The sequence below is a fragment of the Algoriphagus sp. 4150 genome, from assembly GCF_031457395.1.
Classification (GTDB): domain Bacteria; phylum Bacteroidota; class Bacteroidia; order Cytophagales; family Cyclobacteriaceae; genus Algoriphagus.
Genome location: NZ_JAVDWS010000013.1, coordinates 35,352 through 60,514 on the forward strand (window position 1 = coordinate 35,352; position 25,163 = coordinate 60,514).

Annotated in this window: 20 protein-coding genes and 1 other RNA gene; 14 read left to right on the top strand and 7 right to left on the bottom strand. The window is 43.2% G+C overall.

Translation table 11 applies throughout. From position 1 onward, the window contains the following. Positions 1–335: 335 nt before the first annotated feature. From J2X69_RS16070 to J2X69_RS16120, 11 genes are all read left to right on the top strand, one after another. Positions 336–608, top strand: a complete 273-nt coding sequence (locus tag J2X69_RS16070; protein WP_310105425.1) for a hypothetical protein — start codon at positions 336–338, stop codon at positions 606–608. Continuing rightward, on the top strand, positions 605–1,570 hold the full coding sequence (locus J2X69_RS16075; RefSeq protein ID WP_310105427.1) for an RHS repeat-associated core domain-containing protein: 966 nt from the start codon (positions 605–607) through the stop codon (positions 1,568–1,570). Before J2X69_RS16070 ends, J2X69_RS16075 begins: the two co-directional genes overlap by 4 nt. 1 nt (position 1,571) lies before the next feature. Next, entirely contained in the window at positions 1,572–2,021 is a 450-nt protein-coding gene (locus J2X69_RS16080; RefSeq protein WP_310105428.1) for a hypothetical protein, read from the top strand. A 67-nt stretch (positions 2,022–2,088) separates the two neighbouring features. After that, complete coding sequence (locus J2X69_RS16085) at positions 2,089–2,913, top strand: RHS repeat-associated core domain-containing protein (RefSeq protein ID WP_310105430.1); 825 nt, start codon at positions 2,089–2,091, stop codon at positions 2,911–2,913. Further along, positions 2,910–3,269 (top strand): hypothetical protein, encoded by a 360-nt coding sequence (locus J2X69_RS16090; RefSeq protein WP_310105432.1) that lies wholly within the window; start codon positions 2,910–2,912, stop codon positions 3,267–3,269. Before J2X69_RS16085 ends, J2X69_RS16090 begins: the two co-directional genes overlap by 4 nt. Before the next feature lie 248 nt (positions 3,270–3,517). Further along, entirely contained in the window at positions 3,518–4,909 is a 1,392-nt protein-coding gene (locus J2X69_RS16095; protein WP_310105434.1) for a hypothetical protein, read from the top strand. A 969-nt stretch (positions 4,910–5,878) separates the two neighbouring features. Then, entirely contained in the window at positions 5,879–6,466 is a 588-nt protein-coding gene (locus J2X69_RS16100) for a sigma-70 family RNA polymerase sigma factor (protein WP_310105437.1), read from the top strand. Positions 6,467–6,575: 109 nt separating this feature from the next. Next, positions 6,576–7,544 (top strand): FecR domain-containing protein, encoded by a 969-nt coding sequence (locus J2X69_RS16105; RefSeq protein ID WP_310105439.1) that lies wholly within the window; start codon positions 6,576–6,578, stop codon positions 7,542–7,544. A 116-nt stretch (positions 7,545–7,660) separates the two neighbouring features. Next, positions 7,661–11,188: a TonB-dependent receptor gene (locus tag J2X69_RS16110; protein ID WP_310105441.1), complete on the top strand. Its 3,528-nt coding sequence runs from the start codon at positions 7,661–7,663 to the stop codon at positions 11,186–11,188. 11 nt (positions 11,189–11,199) lie between these two features. After that, positions 11,200–12,963: a RagB/SusD family nutrient uptake outer membrane protein gene (locus tag J2X69_RS16115; RefSeq protein WP_310105444.1), complete on the top strand. Its 1,764-nt coding sequence runs from the start codon at positions 11,200–11,202 to the stop codon at positions 12,961–12,963. 78 nt (positions 12,964–13,041) lie between these two features. Then, a complete protein-coding gene (locus J2X69_RS16120; protein ID WP_310105447.1) occupies positions 13,042–13,881 on the top strand; it encodes an endonuclease/exonuclease/phosphatase family protein in 840 nt (279 codons plus the stop codon). A gap of 428 nt (positions 13,882–14,309) precedes the next feature. Here J2X69_RS16120 and ssrA read toward each other — a convergent pair. Next, positions 14,310–14,711, bottom strand: a transfer-messenger RNA (tmRNA) gene (gene ssrA, locus J2X69_RS16125). A gap of 183 nt (positions 14,712–14,894) precedes the next feature. On the opposite strand from ssrA, the gene J2X69_RS16130 reads away from it, so the two are divergent. Together J2X69_RS16130 and J2X69_RS16135 are read left to right on the top strand one after the other, a co-directional pair. Next, complete coding sequence (locus J2X69_RS16130) at positions 14,895–16,040, top strand: DNA polymerase III subunit gamma/tau (protein ID WP_310105450.1); 1,146 nt, start codon at positions 14,895–14,897, stop codon at positions 16,038–16,040. Positions 16,041–16,159: 119 nt separating this feature from the next. Further along, positions 16,160–16,612, top strand: coding sequence for a hypothetical protein (locus tag J2X69_RS16135; protein ID WP_310105453.1), 453 nt, complete (start codon positions 16,160–16,162; stop codon positions 16,610–16,612). Here the strand turns inward: J2X69_RS16135 and J2X69_RS16140 are convergent. From J2X69_RS16140 to J2X69_RS16155, 4 genes are all read right to left on the bottom strand, one after another. Continuing rightward, positions 16,609–17,604 (bottom strand): DUF3078 domain-containing protein, encoded by a 996-nt coding sequence (locus J2X69_RS16140; protein WP_310105456.1) that lies wholly within the window; start codon positions 17,602–17,604, stop codon positions 16,609–16,611. The genes J2X69_RS16135 and J2X69_RS16140 overlap by 4 nt on opposite strands. Positions 17,605–17,627: 23 nt before the next feature. Then, positions 17,628–19,232, bottom strand: coding sequence for a LysM peptidoglycan-binding domain-containing protein (locus J2X69_RS16145; RefSeq protein WP_310105459.1), 1,605 nt, complete (start codon positions 19,230–19,232; stop codon positions 17,628–17,630). A 66-nt stretch (positions 19,233–19,298) separates the two neighbouring features. Continuing rightward, positions 19,299–19,943, bottom strand: coding sequence for an O-methyltransferase (locus J2X69_RS16150; RefSeq protein ID WP_310105461.1), 645 nt, complete (start codon positions 19,941–19,943; stop codon positions 19,299–19,301). A gap of 2 nt (positions 19,944–19,945) precedes the next feature. Next, a complete protein-coding gene (locus J2X69_RS16155; protein WP_310105465.1) occupies positions 19,946–21,175 on the bottom strand; it encodes a pitrilysin family protein in 1,230 nt (409 codons plus the stop codon). A 265-nt stretch (positions 21,176–21,440) separates the two neighbouring features. On the opposite strand from J2X69_RS16155, the gene J2X69_RS16160 reads away from it, so the two are divergent. Continuing rightward, on the top strand, positions 21,441–22,733 hold the full coding sequence (locus J2X69_RS16160; RefSeq protein WP_310105470.1) for an aminopeptidase P family protein: 1,293 nt from the start codon (positions 21,441–21,443) through the stop codon (positions 22,731–22,733). A 229-nt stretch (positions 22,734–22,962) separates the two neighbouring features. Here J2X69_RS16160 and J2X69_RS16165 read toward each other — a convergent pair whose 3' ends face one another. Further along, positions 22,963–23,340 (bottom strand): hypothetical protein, encoded by a 378-nt coding sequence (locus J2X69_RS16165; RefSeq protein ID WP_310105474.1) that lies wholly within the window; start codon positions 23,338–23,340, stop codon positions 22,963–22,965. Next, positions 23,337–24,743, bottom strand: a complete 1,407-nt coding sequence (gene rlmD, locus J2X69_RS16170; protein WP_310105477.1) for a 23S rRNA (uracil(1939)-C(5))-methyltransferase RlmD — start codon at positions 24,741–24,743, stop codon at positions 23,337–23,339. Before rlmD ends, J2X69_RS16165 begins: the two co-directional genes overlap by 4 nt. Between the last annotated feature and the right edge of the window lie 420 nt (positions 24,744–25,163).

Here is a 25,163-nt window from a genome sequence, read left to right on the forward strand (position 1 = left end):
CCTTGAGGTCTGAGAAACCTCGAAGGTTTTTTGATCTGTACCGCATAGATGACACAATAGCCACTTACTTTTTACCCACAGAGATTTTTACCGGTTCAAGTCCCATAACTGCCATCCCGAATTAATATTCCGCTACTGTTCGTGGCGACACGAACGGTTGGAGTCCCCGAGGCATACCCGATGCCTATGCGCCCGAGGCGTTTAGGCACTCTACAGCCTGTCCTGATGAGCGCAGCGATTTCGGGAATCAGGACAGCAACAGATATGAAGTTGAGGGCCGAGCGTTAAGGATTAGTCCGGTGGAGTAATCTAGCGAAGGAGCCAGTTTGCAGGGGATGGTCCTCTCTAAAAATGCTGCAAACCGGCATGAAGTGTTGGAAGAGAATATGTATACTTGTCCGCCGGAGGAGGATTTCCAGAGACGGATATGCGCCACGGCGCACAGGTATGGAAACCTTTGTGCCCCGACAATTCGGGGGAGACTTCGGAGGATGTCTGGCCAGTCCCGCCGAGGCGGATTTGACAATATGATGGTGATGAGTATCAGTTCGGTCATTGTGCAGGAAACCCACGGAGCCTGTCCCGATGAAAGAAGCGAAGCGGAATGATATCGGGACAGGCTCCGTGGGGCTTGGAACTGACAGGGCTGGGCTTCCAGTACGGGGGTATAAAGGCAAACAAGTACCTTTACAACGGAAAGGAACTGATAGAGGACGAAGGTCTTCAGTACTATGACTATGGAGCCAGGATGTATGATCCGGCTATTGGTAGATGGGCTGTGGCGGATCCGCTGGCAGAACTAGCTCCAGATTGGTCGCCTTATCGATATGGCTTTAATAATCCCTTAAAGTACACTGATCCTACCGGGATGTTTGAGTATGTGAAAGGAGGGTATGGAGAAGATATAGAGATCAGTCAAACATATAGCCATACTCAAGATGGGGGATATCGTTCTGATGCAACAAGTGGTGAAAATGAACATGGCGCAGCAGTATGGATGGGAATGAACTATTCGGTCAATAGTGAAGGAAAGAGAAATAGTCGCATTCATCGGTATATTGAATATGAAGATGGGACGACAAGAAATCTTTCATCTGGAGGAGGATTTAGAAGCAGGCCTGCCAGAGGAGATTATGACTGGGGACGTGTTGGAAATGCATTAACTGCAGCCGGTGTATCATATTACGGTTTAGAAAAAAGTATAAGCAACAGCAAATACTGGGTTGATGCAAAAGGGGCCACTAGGTCTACAGAATTCTTAGAACGTGGAGCAAACGGTAAATATGTCAGAGGAGTTCAAGGGCTAAGAAACAGTCAATCGGCGGCGGTAAATGCTGCATCTAAGTTTGCCGTTGCAGGAAAAGTTGTGGGGGGATTAGGAATGGGAATAACAGTTATGCAATGGCGAACTGGCCAAATCTCAGACACAGAAGCGTCCGTTGATTTGATAATGGGAGCAATAGGGTTTACCGGTTGGGGAACTCCAGTCAGTTTATTGTATTTTGGGGGTAAGTTTGTGTATGAATATTCAACAGGGAATACCCTCTTTGAGAAACCAAAAGGAAATTAACATGAAGAGAGCATATTACTACTTTTTGTTCAGGATATATTGGTATTATAAAGATAAGGTGAAGGAAAACGATGCCACGGCATTGTTTAGCGTAACCGCTGTTAGTACCACGCTAATTAGTATTAATTTATTGTTTTTATATGGTGTAATGGACAATTTCAATTTTACACCAATGCTTACGAACAAATATTACACGGTGTTTATTATGGTTTCTATTGGTTTTGTGAACCATTATTTATTTGTTAGGAACAAGAAGTTCTTGAATTATGGCTTTGAAAAAGACAGAAAAGGTGGGATATATATTGTCATTTATATTATTTTATCTTTTGTATTTTCATTTGTAGAAGGAAAATACAACCGCGAGAAAATATTTGAAGGACGGGCAGATGAAATATCCAATGAGCCACAAAAAGAATCGCTTGAGGGAAAAATAAGAAAGTGGTTTGATTAATCTGCACCCATTGGGGTGGAACTTTCCGGACTCGGCTATCAGTATGGTGAGGACCGAGCGTTAAGAAATGATCCCTTTGGATCATTTAGCGAAGAGCCAGCGTACAGGGAAGGAGGCAAACGGCCATCTGGGAGTTAATCTGTATGACTACGGGGCCAGATTATATGATCCCGCTATCGGGAGGTGGTTTGTTGTGGATCCGCTGGCAGATCAGATGAGAAGACATTCTCCTTACAACTATGCTTTTAATAATCCGCTGAGGTTTATCGATCCCGATGGGATGAGTCCTTTTGACTTAATAGTTATTGGAAAAGCAGTTGAAGATTTTAAAAATCAAGTTAATAAAGGCTCTGGCGGCCATTATAACGCAAATGTTGATAGCAATGGAAAAGTTACATTAGTAAATACAGGCTTAGACCAACTTGAAGGCCCTTGGCCAACAATTATTTCTGATGAAGCTCAAGCTTTTGTGAATAATTTAAATGAGGCAATAAATAGTGAAGCTATAATTACAATTGAAACTGTTTCTGCTGATCCAAATGTAACTGTAGGAAATATTATAACTAACCAAGTTGATATGGCAGATATTGCAGAGTTTGACAAGGCTGGAGAGGGTGGTTCTTCAAGTGCAGGTGCACTATCTCATGAAATAAAGGAGCAACAATTAAAAGCCGAAGCGGGTGGGACAAAAGGGGGTTATCCAAAAGGTGCAGGAATAATGCATAGAGAAGTGACAAGAGCTGAAAATAGAACCAATGGGAATAAGCGAGTTGAAAATCAGCCCATTTCGGGAACCGATACTTTTTATGAAAAGGATGGCACAAAAACGGCACAAACAGTAACTAACCAGCCTAATGGAGTTGCAACTGTAACAAAAACAAAAATTCAATGAAAATAATAATCTTAATCCCTTTCTCGTTGTTTTTCTCATGTGTCATTTCTAAAAAAAATAATTGCACAGAAAACAAAAAATTTGAAATAGAATATTTTAAGAAAATTAATTATGTTGAAACACATATGTTTTCACATCAAGATTCTGCTTTTAAAAATTCCTTAATTTTCATTTCCAATTACGCTCCAGTATCATTCTACGAGACGATGAACTATGCTAGAATTTATCCGCCTCAAGCACTGGAGAAAGATAAAAAAGAATGGCTTAAATGGTATGAAGAAAATAAATGCAAAAATATTCAATTAAAAAACTCGTACCCAGTGCCAGAGAAGTATAAAGAGTTTTTTGAATATTAATTACGATGAAATATCATAATAGGTTTTTGAGAGTGGATCCTCTAGAAGATGAACCTTAACAAATAGATAAATCTACCTATGCCTACTCTGGGTGTAGAAGAAAGTTTATTAGGATTAGGTGCAGATTGAATCTATACCTTCATATACATACAGATTTGTAATTTGAAAATTAACTAAATAAAGTAAAAACTAGAATTCGAAATATATAAATCTTTCTATTCTTCCCTAAATCTTATTTTAATTCCCAAATGCTGCTAAAGTATTTTTTCCTTTTCTGTGTTTTAGCCGGTCTTTGGGTTCCTGCTTTTACCCAGATCTTGCCTGCTGTGCCTAAAGTTCCAGGGATCGGAGTAGGCATGCCTAAGGGGATTCCTACTAATGGTTTGGAGGGGTTGGCTACCAAGCCGGAGATTCCATATTTGGATGAGTTGCGACAGATCCAGTCCCTGAAGAAATCTTATGATTCCCTGCGGAAAGAACTCAAAGATCTGAAGGAAATTACCACTGACAGCACCCGGCGTGACAGTCTCTTTATGCAGGCTAAGGAAAGGAGCAAAGAAGTGCTGGACAGGGAAAGCAAAACACTGGAAAGTCTGATCCAAAGTGAGGACATTCCCGGAGAAGAAATAAAGAATGCCGTTAAAAACACACTGGAGCGGGTGAATGAATCCAAGGCAAGATTAGAAGACATCCATGAAGTTACAGAACTGGAATCTCTGGTGGACAGGAACAATGAAAACCTCAAAGCACTGACCAACGAATGGCTTATGCCCAAGGTGGAAGAACAACTCACAGGTGTGGTGAAAGAAGGGGTTGAACCCGGAAATGCCAAACTCCCCGACTTTTACGGAAAAGACGCTCTGGCAGAACTCACCAAAAAAGGTCTGCCTTCGGAAATCCCCTTTGAGCAGGCCAAGGAACTTGCAAAAGGGAAGGCAGCACATATTTCCGAAGAATATGTCCAAAAAGCGGGAAAGGATTTTTCCAAACTGAAAGTCGATTCTCTCGGTAATATCAAGACCATTCCTTCTGAGTTGAAAAACAAAAAGAAAGAATTTTTTGAGTCGAACCAGTTAAAAGAAGAACCCCTAATCCATCGTATTGGGATGATGCTATGGTATGATCCCCTGACCTCTTTTGGGGACGGGCTGCTGCTGGATTACGGGCTATCGTATTCCTTTTCGCAGCAGTTGGCACTGATGGGAGGGATGACCTGGAAAAAGCAGTTTGACGACAAGGAGAAATTGAGAAGAGAAGGTTTGGGGGTGTTTACCGGATTACGTTTCAGTAAGGGTAACTGGTTTGCCCAGGGAACGGTAAACCGTAATCAGGTTACCATCACCAATCCTGCGGGCTATGAGTCAAGGGATTTTGATGGGAAAGCCTGGGCATCAAACCTTGGAATCGGAAGAACCATCCCGATGGGCAACACAATCAGATCAGTGGTGATAGGTTCCATAGATCCTTTTTTTGACAAGAAATCCGGCTTGTACAAAAGCAGGGCACAGCTGAAGATCGGCTTTGAGATCGGCTCTTTCAAAAAGATCAGGAAAGAAGTGAAGGAGCTGGTTCCGCTGGACGGGATGGAAGAAAAGGGGAATGGGCAGATTGAATATTATTTGAAGGAGATCGAAAATTGATAACTAACCTTGAGGTCTGAGAAACCTCGAAGGTTTTTTGATTTGTACCACATAGATGACACAATAGTCACATAGTTTTTCCACACAGAGATTTTTACCGGTTCAAGTCCCATGACTGCCATCCCGAATTAATATTCCGCCACCGTTCGTGTCGCCACGAACGGGTTGAAGCAGTCCCTGATGACAAATTGAGGATAGATAAGAAATAACCAACACATCTTTCCACCTCCTGCACTGACTCTCATTTCCAGACGATGCTTCGGGGCAGGAGGAAAACGGTCATTGAACTTTTTCAACACCGGGTTGAAACCCGGTGCTCCGCCACGGCGGACAAGTTACAAATCTGCCATGCCTACGGCATTGCTTCGTATTTACAGAGTCTGGAGATACATCCCGAACGGTAGAATTTCCGGTTGTAGCCATCCGTGATGACACGGACGGTGGCATAGTGCCGACCTGACCTTCTGCCTTACTACCTACACTAGAGAGATCGTATATAGCACCTTGGCTTAGTGTGAAGGCGCGTAGGTGGTCGCAGCAGCGGGGCAGGCGGCTGGTCTGCGGGGAGAAGCTTTGCTGCGACTTGACCTTTTGGTCCTTTTGGGCCAAGCCAAAAGGACAGAAGAGAAAAGACTTAACTATATCGATTCGGTTCAACAGGGAAATTGAGGATGGATTTTCCATTGACCTATATGAATTTACTGCTACTCCTCGGAATGCACTTTCTTTTCAGGACGAGTCAACATGTAAAAATCCCCCATGCCCCCTTTGACAAGGACAATTTTCCAAGTAAATATTATGTGCTGAAGGGGGAGTTGTGTTCGTCTCCGCACAAAAGAAAGTACTACCACTAGTAAGAGATACTTCTGATATAGAATCAGTAGCTCTATCCAATCATAATCTATTCTTAACACCAAACAGTGCTTGGCGCGCTGCTTCCTCATGTAACTTTACTGCAAATTAATCTGCATGAAAGCGATACCAAACGAACAGTTGCTCCTTCGCAAAGTCCAAGAGGAGGATGATAATGCTTCCTTCAAGCTGCTCTTCGACTGGTACTGGGAAATGCTGTTTCATTATGCCTTAAAAAAAGCCAAATCCCAGGACTTGGCTATGGATCTGGCTCAGGAGACGTTTATCAATTTCTGGAAATACAGAAAGCGAATCGGAGAGATCAAAAATCTTCAAAGCTATTTGGTCACCATGCTGAAGTACCAGTTTTTTAAATGGATAGATCAGGAGAAAATCATATTTGATGAGTTGGATTCTATTCACCCCAGTGGTTCCTATATCGATTCAACTGATGGTTTCAAGATCATGGAGTTTAATGAGCTATATACTTTTTTAATGGATAAAATAGAGGAATTACCGGTTAGAAGTAAACAGATTTTCATCCAAAACAGGTTTGAAAATAAGACTGTAAGAGAACTGGCCGAAACTTACTGTATTGCGGAGTCGACCGTGAGGAATCACCTAAGTCAGGCCGATTCCAAACTTCAGGCACAGCTGGAAAACAACCTGATGGCTGTAGCATTCCTTTCATTGATGATGGCTTGATCCGATTACTGTTTTGTTACCAAACGGAATTTTTTATTCATAATTCAATAATAGATTCCGACTAGATGAAAGCAGTCGATTATGTCTCTTAAGTAGGAAGAGACAGGTTATGAATTCACAAGAAATAAAAGTCCGGATAAGGAAGCTGTTTAGTAAAGAAAAGCACAGAAGCTCTCAGGTCGAAGAACTGAATCAATGGTACAATTCCTTAAATGAGGAAGTAACCAGACCTATGGATAGCGACCGGCTTAAGTCACAAGCTTGGGAAAACATCCATAATGAGATTCATACAGTCAAAGTACATAAACGACATGAAAAGAATGTGCTTTTCGGTAGTTGGATCTGGAAAGCGGCAATCCTTCTCTTGTTTTGTGGAGTGGGCTATGGGCTTTTTAGTAACCTATCTGAGTCTACAGAAAACACTAAACTGTCAGCAGGATCATATAGTAATGAAATCGGGAAGGTATCTGCGTTTCTACTTCCGGATGGGAGCAAAGTCTGGCTAAGTACAGGCTCAAAACTTGAGTATGCAGCAGACTTTCCTTCTAATCGTCAAGTCAGTTTATCCGGCGAAGCTTTTTTTGAGGTGGTGAGCAACCCCAACTCCCCTTTCAGGATTACGACAGGTGATATGGCTACTGAAGTTCTAGGCACATCTTTTAATCTAAAATCATATAATCAAACAGGAGTGGAACTCTCTGTCTATTCGGGAAGGGTCAAATTTTCTGATCAGCATTCCAATACGGATTCTGCCATTCTGCTGATGGGAGAAAAAATCAGCTGGTCAGCTCAGGCAGGTCTCAGTGAGACTGAGCTGTTTGACGTGGCCAAGCTTCCTGATTGGAGACTTGGCAAAATCAGCTTTGATAATGCAGCTATTGAAGTGATCCTTTCCACCTTGAAAATATGGTATGATGTAACTGTCGAAGTAGATGGAAAAGGGACAAACTGTCATTACAGTGGAGAATTTAAGCAGGCAAGCCTGGAACAAATTCTGGAAACCCTCAGCTTCGCCCTAAACCTAACATATAAAATAAATGATGCCCATGTGACAATCCGTGTAAATCCCTGTGAATGAAAAATCCGGTGATTTCAGAAACCACCGGATTAAAGATCGAATGAATTAACTGACTTGATGGTGTACAATTTTGGCGATGCGGCACCTCCAAGTCTCAACCTTTATTTACCAAAAATATGAAAAAAAAAATACTACAACTCATGTGGGATACATCTAAGTGCCTCATGGTAGTCTTTACGATGACTTACTGTCTGAGTGGTCTGGCTCTGGCCAATAGCTCACATGCGCAACATCTTAATCTGACAAAGATTACAATCCGGTCAAACAATACTTCAGTTTTGGACTTTTTTCATTTGGTAGAAAAACAATCTGAATTTAGGTTCCACTTCAATCCAGAAGTGATAAACGACAAACAAATTGCCCTTTCCGGAAATGCAGATCTGGAAACCTTGCTTTATGAAGTTGCAGCCCAGACTAGCCTTAGTTTTAAGCAGGTCAATGAATCAATAGCTGTAAAGCCAACGGATAGGAAATCCCAAGAAGCAATAGAAGTGAAAATTAAAATCTCAGGGAGGATTTTGGATGCAGAGACTCAAGAACCCATTATGGGAGGAAGTGTTTTTATCTCCGAAACCGGCCAAGGTGCCATTGCTGATCTGGATGGCAAATGGTCGTTGGAAATCGATGAATCCCTGTTAGGCAAGGAAATCAAAGCTTCTGCCTTGGGGTATAACCCCGAAGTAATAATTATCCGTGAAGATGAAATGACTTTTTTACTGATTCCACAGGAGTTGGCAGAAGTAGTAGTGGTAGGTTATGGCCAGCAACGCAAGGCGAACCTGACCGGAGCTGTGGATCAAGTGGAGTCTGAAGTCTTTGAAAACAGACCCATTTCAAATATTGCCCAAGGGTTGGTAGGAGCTATACCTAACCTGAACATCAGGATGCTGGATGGGAAACCTACCCAATCGCCCTCCTTTAATGTGCGTGGGACTACTTCCATTGGCCAGCAGGGGAGTGCTTTGATATTGATAGATGGGGTAGAGGGCGATCCCAGAATGCTCAATCCCAATGATATTGCCAGTGTGACAGTATTGAAAGATGCCGCTTCTGCTTCCATTTACGGTGCCAGAGCAGCATTTGGGGTGGTCTTAATTACGACCAAATCCGCAACTGCAGGGAAAACTACCGTTACCTATTCTGCTAATTTTTCATCTAGATCCCCAACTGTAATCCCTGATAATATTACTGAATCTTATCCTTGGGCAAAGGGATTCAGCGATGCGTGGTCAAATTGGAATGACAATGGAAATACACCTACAGCAATCAATAAAACCTTGCCGTTTTCGCCTGCTTATCTGGCGGAGATCAAAAGAAGATGGGAAGACCCCTCTCTTCCGAGGGTTGAAGTCAATCCATCTACGGGCGAATACGAATACTACTACAGTACAGACTGGTATAGAGAATTGTATAAAGACAACTTTTTCGCCCAAGACCATAACCTGACCTTGACCGGAGGGGACAAAAAGACAACCTATTATGTAAGCGGCCGCTACAATGGTCAGGACGGACTATTCCGATACAATACAGATACTTATGCCATGTATAATTTCCGGGCGAAGGGGACTATACAGCTTGCGCCATGGCTTCAAGTGGAAAACAATACAGATTACTCCCGCATGTCTTATCATCAGCCTCTAAATGTGGGTGAGGGAAGTGGTATATGGCGAAATATGGCAGATGAAGGCCACCCACTTGCACCTTTATTGAATCCTGACGGTTCTTTGTCATTTCCTGCTGCCTATACGGTAGGGGACTATTATATCGGAAGAAATGCTATTGACAATGTGCAACGATTCCTGAAAAACCGGTTGGCGGCGAAGGCGGAGTTATTTGACAAGAAGTTGACCCTTAATGGAAACTTTACCTTCCAGACTAATGATAACAGTAGCTTTCAGAAGAGGGTGCAGGTGCCATACAGCAGATATAAAGGAGTGACGGGATATACGGGCACCAATACCAATGATCTCCAAGACCGTAGAAATACCACCCAGTACTATGCCACTAATCTCTACGCCAATTACCTGAATACATTTAAAAACGCCCATAATCTTGGGGTATTACTAGGGTTTAATTATGAGACATCGATTTATGAAAACCTGACCACCAGAAGAAACGGTATCGTATTCCCGGACGCTGATGATCTCAATCTGGCCTTGGGGCAAAGTATCGTTACCAATGGAGGTCACCGGAAATGGGCGATTGCAGGTGCCTTTTTCCGAGTGAATTATGACTACCTGGGACGTTATCTATTGGAAGTTAACGGGCGTTATGATGGCTCGTCCAAATTTCCGACTGATCAGCAATGGGCATTTTTCCCTTCTGCTTCTGTAGGGTGGGCAGTATCTGAAGAGCAGTTCTGGAGAGTAAGCCCCGGCTTTTTGACCAGTTTGAAAATCCGCGCTTCCTATGGTTCTTTGGGCAATGGTAACATCGACCCTTATTCCTTCACGGAGAATTTTTCGATTACCCAAATGGATAGAATTATCAACGGGCAGCGACCACAAGCTACCAGAATGCCTGGCGTAGTTCCTCAGGGGCTTACCTGGGAAACCTCTACTACTGCAGACATCGGGTTGGATTTTGCCAGTGCAAACAATAAGCTGCAATTTACTGCAGACTGGTACCGCCGTTGGACTACGGATATGTTTACAGTAGGTCCTACCCTGCCTGCGATTTACGGAACTACCGTGCCAAAAGGGAACTATGCAGATCTGGAGACCACAGGTTGGGAAGCTACGGTGACCTGGAATGATGGCTTCATACTGGCAGAGAAGCCATTCAATTATACGATCAGACTAGCCATGTCAGATTACAAAGCTTACATCACAAAATATAATAATCCTGACAAAAATCTGACGGATTACTATGAAGGGCAAAGAATAGGAGAGATCTGGGGGTATCAGGTAGAGGGATTGTTCCGCTCGGAAGAGGAAATTCTCAATTCTCCATCCCAGGCGAATATTCCCAATACAAATACCCGAAAAAACTATGTGGGCGATTTGAAATTCAAAAATTTGGATGGGGATGACATAATCCATCATGGCTCGAATAGGGTAGGAGATTCAGGTGATAAATCAATTATTGGAAACTCAGAGCCTCGCTATACCTACGGCATTAATTTGAATGCCGAATGGAACGGGATCTTTATAGGTGCATTCTTCCAGGGGGTATTGAAGCAGGATTGGTATCCATCGGCTGAATCAAGATTCTGGGGACAATACAACCGTCCATACAATCAGTATCCTAGCTGGCATGAGGACAATATGTTCAGAGAGGAACTTGGGAATTTCGATGCATACCTGCCAAGGCTTGTAGGTTATACTACGTTGGGAGACGACAGGGCACTCAGATTGCCTAATGATCGCTTTATGCAAAATGTAGCTTATATCCGTCTTCGTAATGTGCAGATAGGATACACTTTGCCTCAGCACCTGATCTCCAAGATCCGTGCAAATGATGTAAAGATTTACCTTTCTGCCGAAAATCTCTGGACCTGGTCATCCCTGTATAAATGGACTAAGGACACCGATGTGACCAGTATCTATGGATCTGACCGGGATCTGAGTGGGGGATCAAGTGGTGATGGATATAACTATCCTATGCTTAAGGCTATCTCGGCAGGACTTACAGTAAACTTCTAATTCGAACAGTCATGAAAATACTTCATTATATACTACCATTCCTTCTAGTAGCGTCAGTTTCTTCCTGCAATCTGGATGAATATCCAGTGGATACTGCAACCAATCAGGCGATATTCGGCTCTGCCAGTGGACTAGAACTTTATAGCAATTCCTTTTATGATATTCTACCCGGGACAGATGTTGGGGTCTTTCAGGGAGATGATGTATCAGACCTTGTAGCCAGAAACGGGGTAGATAATTATCTGGCAGTAAATGCACTAAGTCCGGTTACCAGCTCTGGTTGGGCTTGGTCTAACTTGCGAAATATTAACTATTTTATCGAAAATGCGGAGAATAGCCCAGTGGTAGAAAGGAATCATTATATCGGAATGGCCAGATTCTTTAGAGCCCTGTTTTATTTCGATAAGGTGAAGCGTTTTGGGGATGTTCCATGGATTGATCAAACTATAGAGATCACGGATAGTGTGACCCTCTACGGCTCCAGAGACGATAGATTTATGGTTATGGATAAAGTGTTGGAAGACTTAAACTATGCGATCGAAAATATTACCTTGACTTCTGATGCCTCCTCCACCAGAATCACTAAAAACGTAGCTAGAGCGTATAAGACCCGGATCGCACTATTTGAAGCATCCTTTAGAAGATATCATACTGAATATGGTATGCAGGGCACTGCCGATGCATGGTATGGGGAGGTGGTAAATACAGCCAATGAGATTACCGGTTTTTCTTTGCATAGTGGGGCTTCGGATGATCGTTCCTATAGGGAGATTTTCATCACTAAAACTCCATTTGCCGATGAGACGATTTTGGCAGTGGCTTTGGATGCGAGTCTTCAGGTATTTAGTTCGGCCAATCGGCGTTTCATCAGCCCGACTTATGGCAACAGACCTAGTCTGACCCGTAATTTTGTCAACACATATCTGAAATTGGACGGGACATCCTTTACAGACAATCCCGAATACAAGACGACGCCATTCGTAGAAGAAGTGAAAAATAGAGATCTGCGCCTGAAGCAAACGGTTCGTCTGGGAGATTATCACCGGACTGAGAATGGTGTCTCGGTAGTAGCTCCACCTAACTTCAACCAGACATTTACCGGTTATCAGCCCATCAAGTGGTGCTATGATGAGCGTTTTCCCTATGATGATGAAAGCCGAAATGATAATGCCCATATAATTATGAGATATGCTGAAGTCTTATTGAACAAGGCAGAAGCACTGGCGGAATTAGGGGCGATGACTCCAGGGTACTGGGCTGAGACCATTGGAGCACTTCGTGCCCGCGCCGGGATCACAGGTTCTACATTGACCACTCTTCCCACGGAAGCTGATCCTTATTTAGTCGAATACTACAAGGGTAAATTTGCCGATCCTGTACTTTTGGAAGTATTGAGAGAAAGAGCAGTGGAATTGGTGTTTGAAGGGTTGCGTCCGGATGACTTACGAAGATGGCATATCGGGGAACTATTTGCAGATTCTCCAATGAATGGGATGTATGTCCCCGCTTTGGGAGAATATGATCTTAATGGAGATGGGATCATGGATGTGTTGTTCTACCAAGGTGACAAGCCCGGTTCTTCTAATCCTGCCATAGCCTTTGTAGATGTAAGTCTTTCTTCAGCAGCAGGAAGGATTCAGCTTTCAAATGGCACGTCAGGCGAAGTGATCTTCAATCCGGGTGTCAGGGAATGGATGGACAAAAAATACCTGTATCCTATTCCGGAGACCGATATCATCCGGAACCCTGCGCTAGGGCAGAATCCCGGATGGTAATAGAAACTAATATAAATTCAAATGATCTCCGTAATTCTTCCTCAAAAAAGAATTGCGGAGAAATAAAACCCTTACCTAATGAAAATCTATATAATAGCCTTTTTGGCTTTGATGGCTGTTTCGGCCTTTGGTCAGAAAAATCCCGAAATTAAAGTAGCGAGTTACAATCTCAGGATGGACACTCCCGGAGATAGCATGAATGCCTGGCCTCACAGGAAGGAAAATGTAAAGGCTTTGATCCGATACCATGATTTTGACATCATAGGCACACAGGAAGGATTTATACATCAGCTTAATGGTCTGCTCGGGATGCCGGGTTTCGCTTTTGTAGGAGCAGGGCGTGATGATGGCAAGACTGCAGGGGAACATTCTGCAATATTTTATAAAACAGATAGGTTTGAGTTGCTTGATTCAGGGAATTTCTGGTTAAGTGAGACTCCGGATAAACCGGGTTTGGGCTGGGATGCTACCTGCTGTAATAGAATTGCCTCCTGGGCTCTTTTGAAGGACAGAAAATCCAAAAAGGAGTTTTATGTATTCAATGCGCATTTTGATCATCAAGGCGTGATAGCAAGAAAGGAATCAGGGAAACTTATGATTCAGAAAATCAAGGAAATTGCCAAAGACAAGCCTGTAATCTGTACCGGGGATTTCAATTCCACTCCTGAGACGGAGCAGATGATAGCATTGTCTGCTTTCTTAAATGATGCTTACACCATAACTGAAATGCCGCCTTACGGACCAGTGGGTACGACTAATGCTTTTCGGTTTACTGCACCGATGAAAAACCGTATAGATTATGTGTTTGTAAGTGAGTATTTTAAAGTATTAAAATATGCGGTCTTAACAGATGCAAGAGAACAACGCTATCCTTCTGACCATCTTCCGGTTGTAGCTGCTGTGCAATTCGCTAAGTAGTTGATTCAAGTTAAAGAAATGAGAGCCATCGGGGATACCTTGATGGCTTTTTCTGTCATAGGGTGCAATCTTGTCAACAGAAGTCCGAAAGTGTTTTTTTGCTAATACAATGATCAGTGTTATCCTCCTGCAAACCTAAAGGCCGAAGGAGGAGATACTTTTGCCTGCCGACCGAAGGTGGGCTCTCAAAAGTATCTAGGCAAAACGACCTCAGCACTATCGATATTGGTCAATAGGGAATTGAGGGTTTACACTGATCCGGATTTAAAACCCTTGTCTCTCCTACAGGTTGAAAAAAATAACTTTTAAGGCTGAAAAAGTTCGAACTCCGGAGGTTAATAAGTTTATTGAACTTATCTATCTGATAAACAGTAGGTTGTATACTAAAAATAAAGGCACAAATCCGTCAAAATTGGATTTGTGCCGTCAGGTGGAGCTGGCGAGATTCGAACTCGCGTCCAGATAAGGAAACAACGTACCGTCTACATGCTTAGTCACCTGTTGGATTTTCGACCGACTTATGCTGGGTGACACACCTTGCTTCGGCTTAGCTATTTGTCTTAGACCTGCTTAATAGCATCACAAGCCGCAGTCCGATCAAGTCGACACCTCAGATCCACCCGGATCAGACAACGGGCGGTGAGATGTGGCCGGGGAATTACTCTCGCAACTCAACCCTTTAAGCTTTCTTTCCTGTTAAGGTAAGATTAGGCAGCCATAGCGTAAGATTCTTCGCCATTTATAGTGCATATGAATTTTTTAAGGCCGTACATACTCCAGCCTGCATGCGAGCCCGATCTTTACACTTACTGTCAAAACCGGTCAGCCCCATTTGAATAAGGATGACAAAAGTAATACAATTTTGGTTCCTTGGATTAAGAGATTTTTGAATTTTGACAATCAATTAAAAAATTGGATTTTCATAGCTTTGTAAATCAAAGAATTAGCGAGAATTGTCTTAAAATGCCATTTTTTGGGCTTCACGAGTATGGAGTTTTTTATATCTTGCGGTGATGGAAAATTTCGTCGTTTCGGCAAGAAAATACAGACCGGCAGATTTTAAAAGCGTAGTTGGGCAGCAGCATATCACCACCACGCTTCAGAATGCCATTAAAAACAACCATTTAGCTCAGGCTTTTTTGTTTTGTGGTCCACGTGGGGTGGGGAAGACTACCTGTGCCCGGATTCTGGCCAAGACGATCAACTGTGAAGATATTCAGGCTGACTTCGAGGCTTGTGGTAAATGTGAATCCTGCGTTTCTTTTCAGAATAACAGCTCATTTAATATCTACGAGCTCGATGCTGCTTCGAACAACTCGGTAGATGATATCCGTAACCTGGTAGATCAAGTGCGCTACGCTCCTCAGAAAGGGCAGTACAAAGTCTATATCATTGATGAGGTTCACATGCTTTCAAATCAGGCCTTCAATGCTTTTTTGAAGACCTTGGAGGAACCGCCTAAGTATGCCATCTTTATTTTGGCCACTACCGAAAAGCATAAAATTATACCTACCATTCTTTCCCGATGCCAGATTTTTGATTTCAATAGAATTCAGATCAAAGACATCGCTGTGCATCTTAAGTACATCGCCGAGAAGGAAACTGTAGATTATGAAGAGGAGGCACTCAGGTTGATAGCTACCAAAGCTGATGGAGCCTTGCGGGATGCTTTGTCCATGTTTGATTTGATTGTGACTTATTCCGCAGGAAAAAAAGTTACCTATCATGAAACCATCGGCAATCTCCATATCCTCGATTACGATTATTATTTCAAAGTAGTGGACGCGTTGGTTTCTGAGAATCTTTCCCAGGTCTTATTGATTTTTGATGAGATCTTAAAGAAAGGATTTGACGGACACAATTTCGTAGTGGGGCTCTGCGAACATTTCAGAGATCTCTTGGTAGCCAAGGATCCTGCCACTGTGGAATTGATAGAAGTTTCCGAATCTGCTAAAGAACGCTATTTGCAACAGACAGAAGCCACTTCTGCTTCTTTCTTACTTTCTGCGCTGAACATCGCCAATTATTGCGATATCAACTATAAAACCTCCAAGAATCAACGCTTGCATGTGGAATTGGCGTTGATGAAAATGGCGAAGCTTCCCCAGGCATTCCGTCTGTCCATGATCGCGGCTGAAGACACAAAAAAAAAAGTCTGACAGAAGTAGCGCCTGAGCCACTCAAAGAACCTATTCCCCTTCCTACTTCTTCAGGCTCTGCCAAGTCTAGTCTACTGAAGACCATTTCTATCCCAAAAAACCTTGGACACACCAAGCAGTTGGCCGATCAAAAGGCCAAGGTCGAGCTTGAAAGTGCCAAAGCCAAGGTTAGCGAAGAGGTAGTCGAGGTAATACAGACAGGAAGAGATCTCAGCCGGGAAATATTGGATGAGGTATTTCCCAAAGTAAGAGAACACTTTCAGAAGCTCGGAAAAAGTATGGAATTGGCGATACTCGGGCAATCCATGAAAATGAACGGGGATATTGTTATCCTTGAAGTAATGGGGCATGTGCAAGAAGAGCTTGCATTGAAGATGAAACCGGAGCTTGTTCGGATTGTCAGAGAACTGGGTGGGGTCAATCAGTTTAAAGTGGAATTGGAGCTGAAGGAAGAACTGGAGTCTGAGCGTAATAAACTCTATACAAGCACTGATAAATTCAATTTTTTGAAGGACAAGCATGCGGCGCTGGGGGAATTTCAGCGCAGATTTGGACTGGAGACAGATTTTTAAAAATCCAGCGAAATTCCAAAATTTATCAGATTCTGCAGTTGTATGGCTTGTTTGGATGTGCCATCGCTTTGGTTGATAAACACCTCCTCATCGTAGATCAGAATAGTTTCTATCCGCGTGGAAATAAACTTGTTTACCTTCATTCTGATCACAGAATTGAAGTTGACTACCATGTTTCCAAATACTTCGTAATTGGAAAATAGATTGATATCAGACTTCCACGTGACGTTTTGCATAAGTTGAACGTCCACGACAGAGGCGGCAAGGGAAACTCCCGCTTCAGCCCGTACATTTTCTCCCGGGGTTATACCAAATGCGCCCGCTCTGCTAAGAGAATCGTCCAGTACTATAGTAAACCTGCCCGTGAAAGGAGATATGATGATGGATATTTTACTGTTGTCTTTATAGGTTTTTCGGTAGTTAAGACCCGTGGAAGACTGTACATAGCCCGGAGAAAGCAAGTCTGAGATTTTCGTGCGTACCTCTACATCACTTCCCGTTGGCCTGGCATATTTATAACCTGCAAGGAGCTGAGTCCGTGCGTCTAGCTGGGTGGATAAGTAGAAAAACTCCGAGAGTTCTCTACCATAATTACTTATAAAATGAAAATTATCGTTGGTCTTTCGGGTTTTGAACGATCTGTCATCCTGTCGGTTAAAACCCATACTTAACGTAAGCTGCGTATCCCAAACTTTATTGTCTTTCTTGTAATTTGCAAAAAGTGTCATGCCTGAATTTAGCGCAAATGTACTGGAACCACCTGCAGCCCAATTTGACAAAGTAACCTGTTGTATATTCAGATTGTAGTTTCCTCCAGTCTTCCAGAACACCTCTTTTTTAGGCGCTTCTATCAGTAGGGAATCTCCAAGCATCAGTAAGGTATCGCCATTGATCAGTACAGTGTCAGGAATAAACTGCCTATCCTGAGCCTGTACAGCATGACTGAGGCACAGCAGGAATAATCCAAAAGCAGAGAGGAGATACTTTGACATTTAAAAAGCGTCGGGATTGCAGATCAGGGACGAAAGATAACCAATTTCTGCCCAATGGATATGATGTTTTGACTTCCTATATTGTTCCATTCTTTTAATTGATTGACGGTTACACCATATTTTTTACTGATGGAAAACAGCGTTTCCCCACCTACCACAGTATGTGCAATCTGCGAGGGGGATGGTGTCGGAGTAGTACTGCTGACTGCCGGAGTGGGAGAAGTCTGGGTGACCGCCGGAGTGGTAGTGGTAGTGGTAGTGGTGGCGGAAGTCGCCACTGCCTGTCTGGCAGGTGCTGGGGGGCTAGTCAAGTTTACCTTGGGTATTTCCTCGCCACGCTTTCGATGGTCTTGAAGATTGAGTACCATTCCTGCTTTCAAATCTGTATCTTTTCTAATTCTGTTTTTAGACTTCAGAGCAGCTAATTTAATCCCGTATTTCTGTGAAATGCTCCAGAGGGTTTCTCCTGGCCTTACGATATGGGTAGACACTTCTGCACTGGCTTTCTTTTTCTCGGTATAGTAATATTCGCCGGCTTCGATCCGCTCTCCTTTCTCCAAGTCATTCAGTTTTCTCAACTTGTTTTCTTTGATCCCAATGCGACCGGAAAACGTGCTTTGAGTAGTAGATTGAGGCGCTTGCACACCGTCTAGATTATTTACTTTGATCTGATCAGGCAGCGAAGCTTTGGTGGTATTCCCTGCTATTCTAGGGTAGGAATCGGCTTGCTTATAAGCAGGAGAGGAGCTAGTAACCGTCTGGTTCCCGGTTTTCGTCTGTGCTGTGCTGATCGCCGGTTGTATAGGAGCAGATCCGTCCCTCACATACAATACTGTGTAGACCTTGTCTCCCGGGATCTTTCCACTTTTCGTCCAGAGGTTGTATTCCTGTAGATGTTGCTCTGTTACCCCATATTTTTTTGCCAGTATCGCCAGTGTCGTAGGACCTTGAACCCGCTCTTCTACCAGGTATTGACCGCTACTTGCAAGCATTATGGTTGGGCTTCCAAATGCGATTTTATGGGCTAAGAATTTCTTGAAATACCAATGGCTATTACGATCCACATCGACTACACGTTTTCCATTGTATTGCGTTCCAAAATAAGCTTTGGCTCCACCCAATCCCATCTGATAGGATACCAGGGCACACATCCAGTTGTCGAAGGAATTATTGTGTTTTTGCAGATACAAGGCTGCACCCTTGGTGGAAGCGACAATGTTTTTTCGATCATCGATCTGATTGTCTACTCTGAGAAAAACCTCTTCGGCGGTTCCTTGCTTAAACTGCCAAAAACCAACTGCGTTAGAGGTGGAAACGGCATCTCCGATCAGCCCACTTTCTTGAATTACCAGGTACTTCAGGTCTACAGGTACGCCGGCATTCCTCAGTTCCCGTTCGATGATCGGCATGTATAGATTGACCCGTTCCTGCTTGGTTTTAAAATAGGAGGGGTTGCGATATTGAGCATCCACATCCAATTGGATTTCGCGACGGGCTTGGGGATTGATTCTTACGATAAGGTCTGCAAATTCCAGTTCAGCGGGAACTTGTGGGATTTGAGCCATGGACTCCCCGCCAAAAAGTACTAGCAGGATGAAAATTAAATAGGTGATTTGTATTTTTTTCATTCGAAAAAGGCTTTCATCGTCGTTTCGGGCTCATTTTAGCAAAAATGATTCCCCTTTTAACTTCATTTAGATTTTTCTTGCCATCATCACTCCATCGCGGATGGGAAGCAATACGTTTTCTACGCGTGAATCGTTCTGAATCAGGGTGTTAAAGTCTAAAATGGCCTGGGTGTTTTTGTCGATAGGGAGGTTTTCATCCGCTAGGATTTTCCCGGACCAGAGTACATTGTCAGCTAAAATAATTCCGCCCGGATTAATCTTATCGATTATCAGGTCGTAGTAGTTGATGTAGTTGATTTTGTCAGCATCTATGAATGCCATGTCGAAAGGACCCGGAAGTGTAGGGATGATTTCCATCGCATTTCCCAACCTGTAATCAATTTTGTCACTCAGACCGCTTTCTTCAAAAAATCCGCGAACCATCGTTTCCAACTCATCATTGATGTCTAGGGTGATCAGCGTTCCGTCTTTGCCCAACCCGCGAGCCATACAGATTCCCGAATAACCGGTATATGTACCTATTTCCAAAATTGTTTTTGGGTTTTGCATTTTGGTAAAAAGTTCCAGCATTTTTCCCTGCAAGTGCCCTGAGATCATGCGTGGCATCATCACTTTAGCCTGAGTTTCCCGGGTGATTTTTTTTAGCAAATAATCTTCTTCACTGCTGTGATTTTCGCAATACGTTAAAAGAGCGGGGTCTATGAATTCCATGATTATTGGGGTTTGTAAGTAAGAAAGGTCAACATGTCGGGATTGAAGATTTCCAGTGCGATTTCCCGGATTTCTTCTGCTGTAGTATTTCTTATCTGATTGAAGATTTTTTCCAAAGGATCTACTTTTCCGTGATCGAGTAAGCTTTTGCCATACACCAGCATCAAAGCTGAATAATTCTCCTCCGCTATCGCCATTTGGCCTATTGCTTGCTCTTTGGCCATGTGAAGCTGAAGTGATCCCAGCGTTGTGTTGGCCAACTTACCCATTTCTTTGAGAACCAGTGATTGGGCTTTTTTCAGCGTTTTGACCTCTGTTCCAAAGTAAATTCCAAAGAAACCTATGTCCGAAAATGGCTGATAGTTGGATTCAATACTATAGACATAGCCATGCTTTTCGCGAAGCATCAGATTAAGGCGGCTATTCATACTGGGGCCCCCGAGAATATTATTAAGGAGATAGAGTTTGAATCGATTGGGGTTGTAAAGGGAGAATGCCGGTCGACCAATGGCACAAAGCGACTGGGTGACATCCTTTTCCCGGATTTTTACTTTTGGAGTATAATTCTGGAAACTACTTCGGACATGTAGACTTCTTTTCGTCTGGATCTGGGCTAAAGAACCTTCTATCCCTCGCAACACTTTCTGAAAAGAAATATTCCCAACCACTGAAAACACCAGTCTGGAGGTATCCAAGCGGGTGGAGATAAAATCGAAGAAATCCTGCTGCGTAAAGCTCCCGACCGTTTGTTCCGTCCCCAGAATGTTTCTTCCCAAGGAGTGATTTTCAAAAACCAACTCATCCAACTCATCCTGTATCGCATCATCCGGAGAATCCCGGTACATGGCCATTTCTTCTAAGATGACTTGGCGCTCTTTTTCGATCTGTTTTTCGGGGAAAGTACTGTTGAAAGTAATGTCAAACAGCAGCTCGGAGGCTTTGCTGTAATGCTCCTTCAGGGTGGAGGCGTAGAAGCATACCTTTTCCTTGGTGGTGTAGGCATTGAGCTCACCACCAAGTGATTCGAGTCGGTTGAGTATGTGGAAAGTTTTGCGTTTTTTAGTGCCCTTGAAGGCCATATGCTCCCAAAAGTGAGCCAATCCTTCCTGTTCTTTGGTCTCGTCTCTACTTCCTATATCTAAAATAAATCCACAGTGAACTAGTCTGGTATGGGTAACTTCCTGATGGACAATACGAATGCCGTTATTGAGTTCTTTGATGTTTAATTCCATGCTATAATTTACCCTTTCGGTAATATACAAAGTAACGCAGGAAATTGGTTCCTGATGAATTTCTAATCTAATTTTCGCCACAGAATTAGTAACTTCCCAGCTGAGATTCAGAAAAAAAACTTATGAAATTGAGCCTGTCTGAGGCAGGCATGATCCTATGCCTACGGGAAGCTACGGAGGTATAATTATAAGTAATGCGGGACAGGCAATCCCGTTTCCTTCGTCGCGGGACAGGTTATGGCTTTAAAAAAACAATTATAAACAGATGAAATATCAACCTCTTTCCAGTTCACTTTACATCAAGAATCGAGAGAAATTTTGCTACAAGCTCGCTGAAGGAAGTGTAGCTGTTTTCCATTCTAATGACATCATGCCTACCAATGCTGACGGAACGATGCGTTTTCGCCAGAACAATGATCTATTCTACCTGACAGGAATAGATCAGGAAGAAACTATCCTATTAGTAGCACCCGATTGTCCTAATCCACACATGCGGGAAATACTTTTCCTCAGGGAAACCAACGAGCACATTGCAATCTGGGAAGGGCATAAATACACCAAGGAAGAAGCTGAAGCTACTTCCGGAATCAAAAACATCCAGTGGCTGGCAAATTTTGACCAGATCTTCAATACAGTAATGGCGCTTTGCTGCAATATCTACCTGAATACCAATGAGCATTTGCGTGCGGGTGTGGTAGTGGAAACCAAGGACGCAAGATTTATTAAGGAGTGTAAAGAACGGTTTCCTTTGCATAACTATCATCGTTCTGCTCCTATTATGCATAAGTTGAGAGGTGTGAAGGAAAAAGAGGAAATCGACCAACTTCAGATTGCATGTGATATTACCGAGAAAGGATTCAGAAGAGTTCTCTCTTTTGTAAAACCCGGAGTCACTGAATATGAAATCGAAGCGGAATACCTGCATGAGTTTGTAAGAAACCGCAGCAAGGGATTTGCCTATGAGCCAATTATAGCTTCAGGGGCATCGGCCTGTGTCCTTCATTATGTAGAGAATCATAAGGAATGTCTGGCCGGTGAAATGCTGCTTATGGATGTGGCTGCTGAATATGGCAATTACAATGCGGATATGACCCGTACTATTCCGGTCAGCGGTCGATTTACGGAGAGACAGCGAGCCGTTTATGACGCCGTCCTACGGGTGCAAAAGGAGGCTTCTCACATATTGAGGATCGGAACCAATATTCAGGATTACCATAAGGAGGTAGGATTGATCATGCAAAGTGAATTGGTAGGTCTGGGATTGCTAGACCAGACGGATATCAAAAACCAGAATCCTGACTGGCCTGCTTACAAAAAATACTTTATGCATGGCACTTCCCATCATCTGGGACTGGACGTGCACGATGTAGGGACAATGCATGGACCGATCAAGCCGGGTATGGTATTTACCGTGGAGCCGGGGATCTATATTCAGGAAGAAGGATTGGGGATCAGACTGGAAAATAATATTGTAATTCAGGAAGGCAAGGGTTATTTTGACCTGATGCGCAATATTCCGGTTGAGGCTGAGGAGATCGAGGAATTGATGAATAGTTGATTGTTCCTGCTACTTTCCGAAAGCAGATTACTCACTAGAAAAGGGTTGTTGCGATCCGTTTGTGATGACAAGAACGGCGGCTTGGCAATAATTGCTAATGCTTAACAGGCGCTCGTCTGTGGATGAAGTCACTTAATGGAGGCTTTCAGCTTCATAAAGTGTACTGTTCTAATCAAAAAAAGCTTTACCCAATCAAAGGGTAAAGCTTTTTTTGATGCCTGTACATGAATTAATCATTGGGATAAGGAATATACACGAAGCTGGTGAATGCCCCATCCATCACAAAAAGGCAACAAAATTCATCAGGATCTTTGTAGGCTTTTTCGAAGTCAGGCAGTGCTTCTTCAGAGATCAATTTTCGCTGTACAAACTCGTCCACATAAGTCATGAAGTAATTCCAGTCCAGTCCTTTTTCCTCTTTCCCCACAAAAATTTTCCCTATGGGCTGCATCTCTTTGGAGATGGGGAAAATCGGATAATCTGAGAATTTCCGGGTTCTGATCTGATAGGAAGCTTCTTTAAGCGCGTCTGAGATCTTTATAAAATCACTGGTAATTGTACCCAGATATTTTCCACTCAGTTCGGGATCGTTGAAATCTGAAATCATGATTTTAAAGTTAAGAGTACGACATTTTCTACATGGTAAGTTTGTGGAAACATATCCACGGGCTGCACTTTTTCCACGGTATACTTTTCGCTTAGAAGCGCCACATCCCTAGCCTGGGTGGCAGGATTGCAGGATACATAGACGATTTTCGGAGCACTCAGTCTGAGAAGCATCTGCACTACTTTTTCATCCATTCCGGCACGCGGCGGGTCGGTAATAATCAAATCCGGAGCGGCATGGTTTGCGATAAACTCATCGTTTAGCATATCCTTCATATCACCTGCGTAGAAGAGTGTATTGTCCAATCCGTTGATTTGGGAATTAAGTTTCGCGTCTTCTATGGCTGCCGCTACGTACTCAATTCCGATTACTTGTTTGGCCTGCTTAGCTACGAAGTTGGCGATTGTGCCTGTACCGGTGTAGAGATCGTACACCACCTCATTGCCTTGCAGATCGGCAAAGTCACGGGCAACTTTATATAGTTCGTAAGCTTGCTCCGAATTGGTCTGGTAGAAGGATTTCGGGCCGATCCGGAATTTCAAACCTTCCATCTCCTCCTCTATATATGCCTTACCTGCAAAAGTGATGAGTTCCAAATCATGGAATGTTTCATTTCCTTTGGTATTGATGACATAGAGAAGAGAGGTGATTTCAGGGAATTTTGCATTCAAATGAGCCATTACCTGTTGAATCCCCTCAGGATCATTTTCTCCAAACTGCACAATCACCATAGCTTGATCTGTGCTGGTGGTCCGGATAATCAGATTTCGAAGCAGTCCAATCTGATTTCTAATGTCATAGAAACTCAGTTGATTTGCCAAAGCAAATGCTCTAAGCTCATTTCTGACCTCATTGGAGATGCTTCCCTGCAGATAGCAATGATCCACATCGATGATTTTGTCAAACATCTTTGGAATATGAAATCCCAGGGCATTTCTGTCAAAATCCTCACCTGATCGGATTTGATCAAGGGTCAACCACTTCTTATTGGAGAAAGTGAAGTCAAGTTTGTTTCTGTAATAGCGGGTTTTTTCTGAGCCCAGTGTCGGCCAGACTTCGGGAATGTCCACTTTCGCAATCCGCTGAAACTGGTCTACAACCTGTTGGCGCTTGTATGTTTTCTGCAGGTCGTAATTGATATGCTGCCACTTACAGCCGCCGCAGGTGCCGAAATGTGAGCAAAAAGGATCTATTCTTTCTTTGGAATACTCGTGGAAATTGACCGGTTCTCCTTCCATGAAAGAGCTTTTCCCTTTAGTAATCCGTACATCTACCACATCTCCCGGAGCAACTCCGGTTACAAAAACCACTTTTTCCTCATGATGTCCCAGACATTTACCCTCCGAGGCAATCCGCTCGATGAGTAGGTTGGTGATCACTTTGTTCTTCATTTTTCGCGACATGGGCGCAAAATTAGGAAAAAAAGATGAGGAGGATTACCGGAAGGAGAATAAGAAGAAAAATGAGGCGGGTATTCCGTTCTTTTGGTCGAATAGCTATCCTTTCCATTACGACAGCTAATTTCATGTGTTTATATTGTTTGCTATTGTCACATAGCCTGTCCCGAACTTGATTCGGGAGAATCTCGCATGCATTATAATCATCCCTCCGTGTTCCCGTAGGTATGGGATCATGCTCGATTTCATGTGTTTATATTTTGTCTTTCAAAGGCTACATGCCCGCCTGACGGTAGGCAGGCTCGATTTTGTTTGGAAGGATTTTTAGCGATATGGACACAAAACCGAAGAAAAATTTTTTATACGGAAATCCTTGTCCAACTTGGTCTTTATATCCCTCGTACAATGAGCTATACCTTTAAAAAG

What these genes read in the sequence shown, in the direction of transcription:
- J2X69_RS16070 (WP_310105425.1), top strand. Translation starts at nt 336, where the DNA reads ATGGTCCTCTCTAAAAATGCTGCAAACCGGCATGAAGTGTTGGAAGAG.
- J2X69_RS16075 (WP_310105427.1), top strand. Translation starts at nt 605, where the DNA reads ATGATATCGGGACAGGCTCCGTGGGGCTTGGAACTGACAGGGCTGGGC.
- J2X69_RS16080 (WP_310105428.1), top strand. Translation starts at nt 1,572, where the DNA reads ATGAAGAGAGCATATTACTACTTTTTGTTCAGGATATATTGGTATTAT.
- J2X69_RS16085 (WP_310105430.1), top strand. Translation starts at nt 2,089, where the DNA reads ATGATCCCTTTGGATCATTTAGCGAAGAGCCAGCGTACAGGGAAGGAG.
- J2X69_RS16090 (WP_310105432.1), top strand. Translation starts at nt 2,910, where the DNA reads ATGAAAATAATAATCTTAATCCCTTTCTCGTTGTTTTTCTCATGTGTC.
- J2X69_RS16095 (WP_310105434.1), top strand. Translation starts at nt 3,518, where the DNA reads ATGCTGCTAAAGTATTTTTTCCTTTTCTGTGTTTTAGCCGGTCTTTGG.
- J2X69_RS16100 (WP_310105437.1), top strand. Translation starts at nt 5,879, where the DNA reads ATGAAAGCGATACCAAACGAACAGTTGCTCCTTCGCAAAGTCCAAGAG.
- J2X69_RS16105 (WP_310105439.1), top strand. Translation starts at nt 6,576, where the DNA reads ATGAATTCACAAGAAATAAAAGTCCGGATAAGGAAGCTGTTTAGTAAA.
- J2X69_RS16110 (WP_310105441.1), top strand. Translation starts at nt 7,661, where the DNA reads ATGAAAAAAAAAATACTACAACTCATGTGGGATACATCTAAGTGCCTC.
- J2X69_RS16115 (WP_310105444.1), top strand. Translation starts at nt 11,200, where the DNA reads ATGAAAATACTTCATTATATACTACCATTCCTTCTAGTAGCGTCAGTT.
- J2X69_RS16120 (WP_310105447.1), top strand. Translation starts at nt 13,042, where the DNA reads ATGAAAATCTATATAATAGCCTTTTTGGCTTTGATGGCTGTTTCGGCC.
- J2X69_RS16130 (WP_310105450.1), top strand. Translation starts at nt 14,895, where the DNA reads ATGGAAAATTTCGTCGTTTCGGCAAGAAAATACAGACCGGCAGATTTT.
- J2X69_RS16140 (WP_310105456.1), bottom strand. Translation starts at nt 17,604, where the DNA reads ATGTCAAAGTATCTCCTCTCTGCTTTTGGATTATTCCTGCTGTGCCTC.
- J2X69_RS16145 (WP_310105459.1), bottom strand. Translation starts at nt 19,232, where the DNA reads ATGAAAAAAATACAAATCACCTATTTAATTTTCATCCTGCTAGTACTT.
- J2X69_RS16150 (WP_310105461.1), bottom strand. Translation starts at nt 19,943, where the DNA reads ATGGAATTCATAGACCCCGCTCTTTTAACGTATTGCGAAAATCACAGC.
- J2X69_RS16155 (WP_310105465.1), bottom strand. Translation starts at nt 21,175, where the DNA reads ATGGAATTAAACATCAAAGAACTCAATAACGGCATTCGTATTGTCCAT.
- J2X69_RS16160 (WP_310105470.1), top strand. Translation starts at nt 21,441, where the DNA reads ATGAAATATCAACCTCTTTCCAGTTCACTTTACATCAAGAATCGAGAG.
- J2X69_RS16165 (WP_310105474.1), bottom strand. Translation starts at nt 23,340, where the DNA reads ATGATTTCAGATTTCAACGATCCCGAACTGAGTGGAAAATATCTGGGT.
- rlmD (WP_310105477.1), bottom strand. Translation starts at nt 24,743, where the DNA reads ATGTCGCGAAAAATGAAGAACAAAGTGATCACCAACCTACTCATCGAG.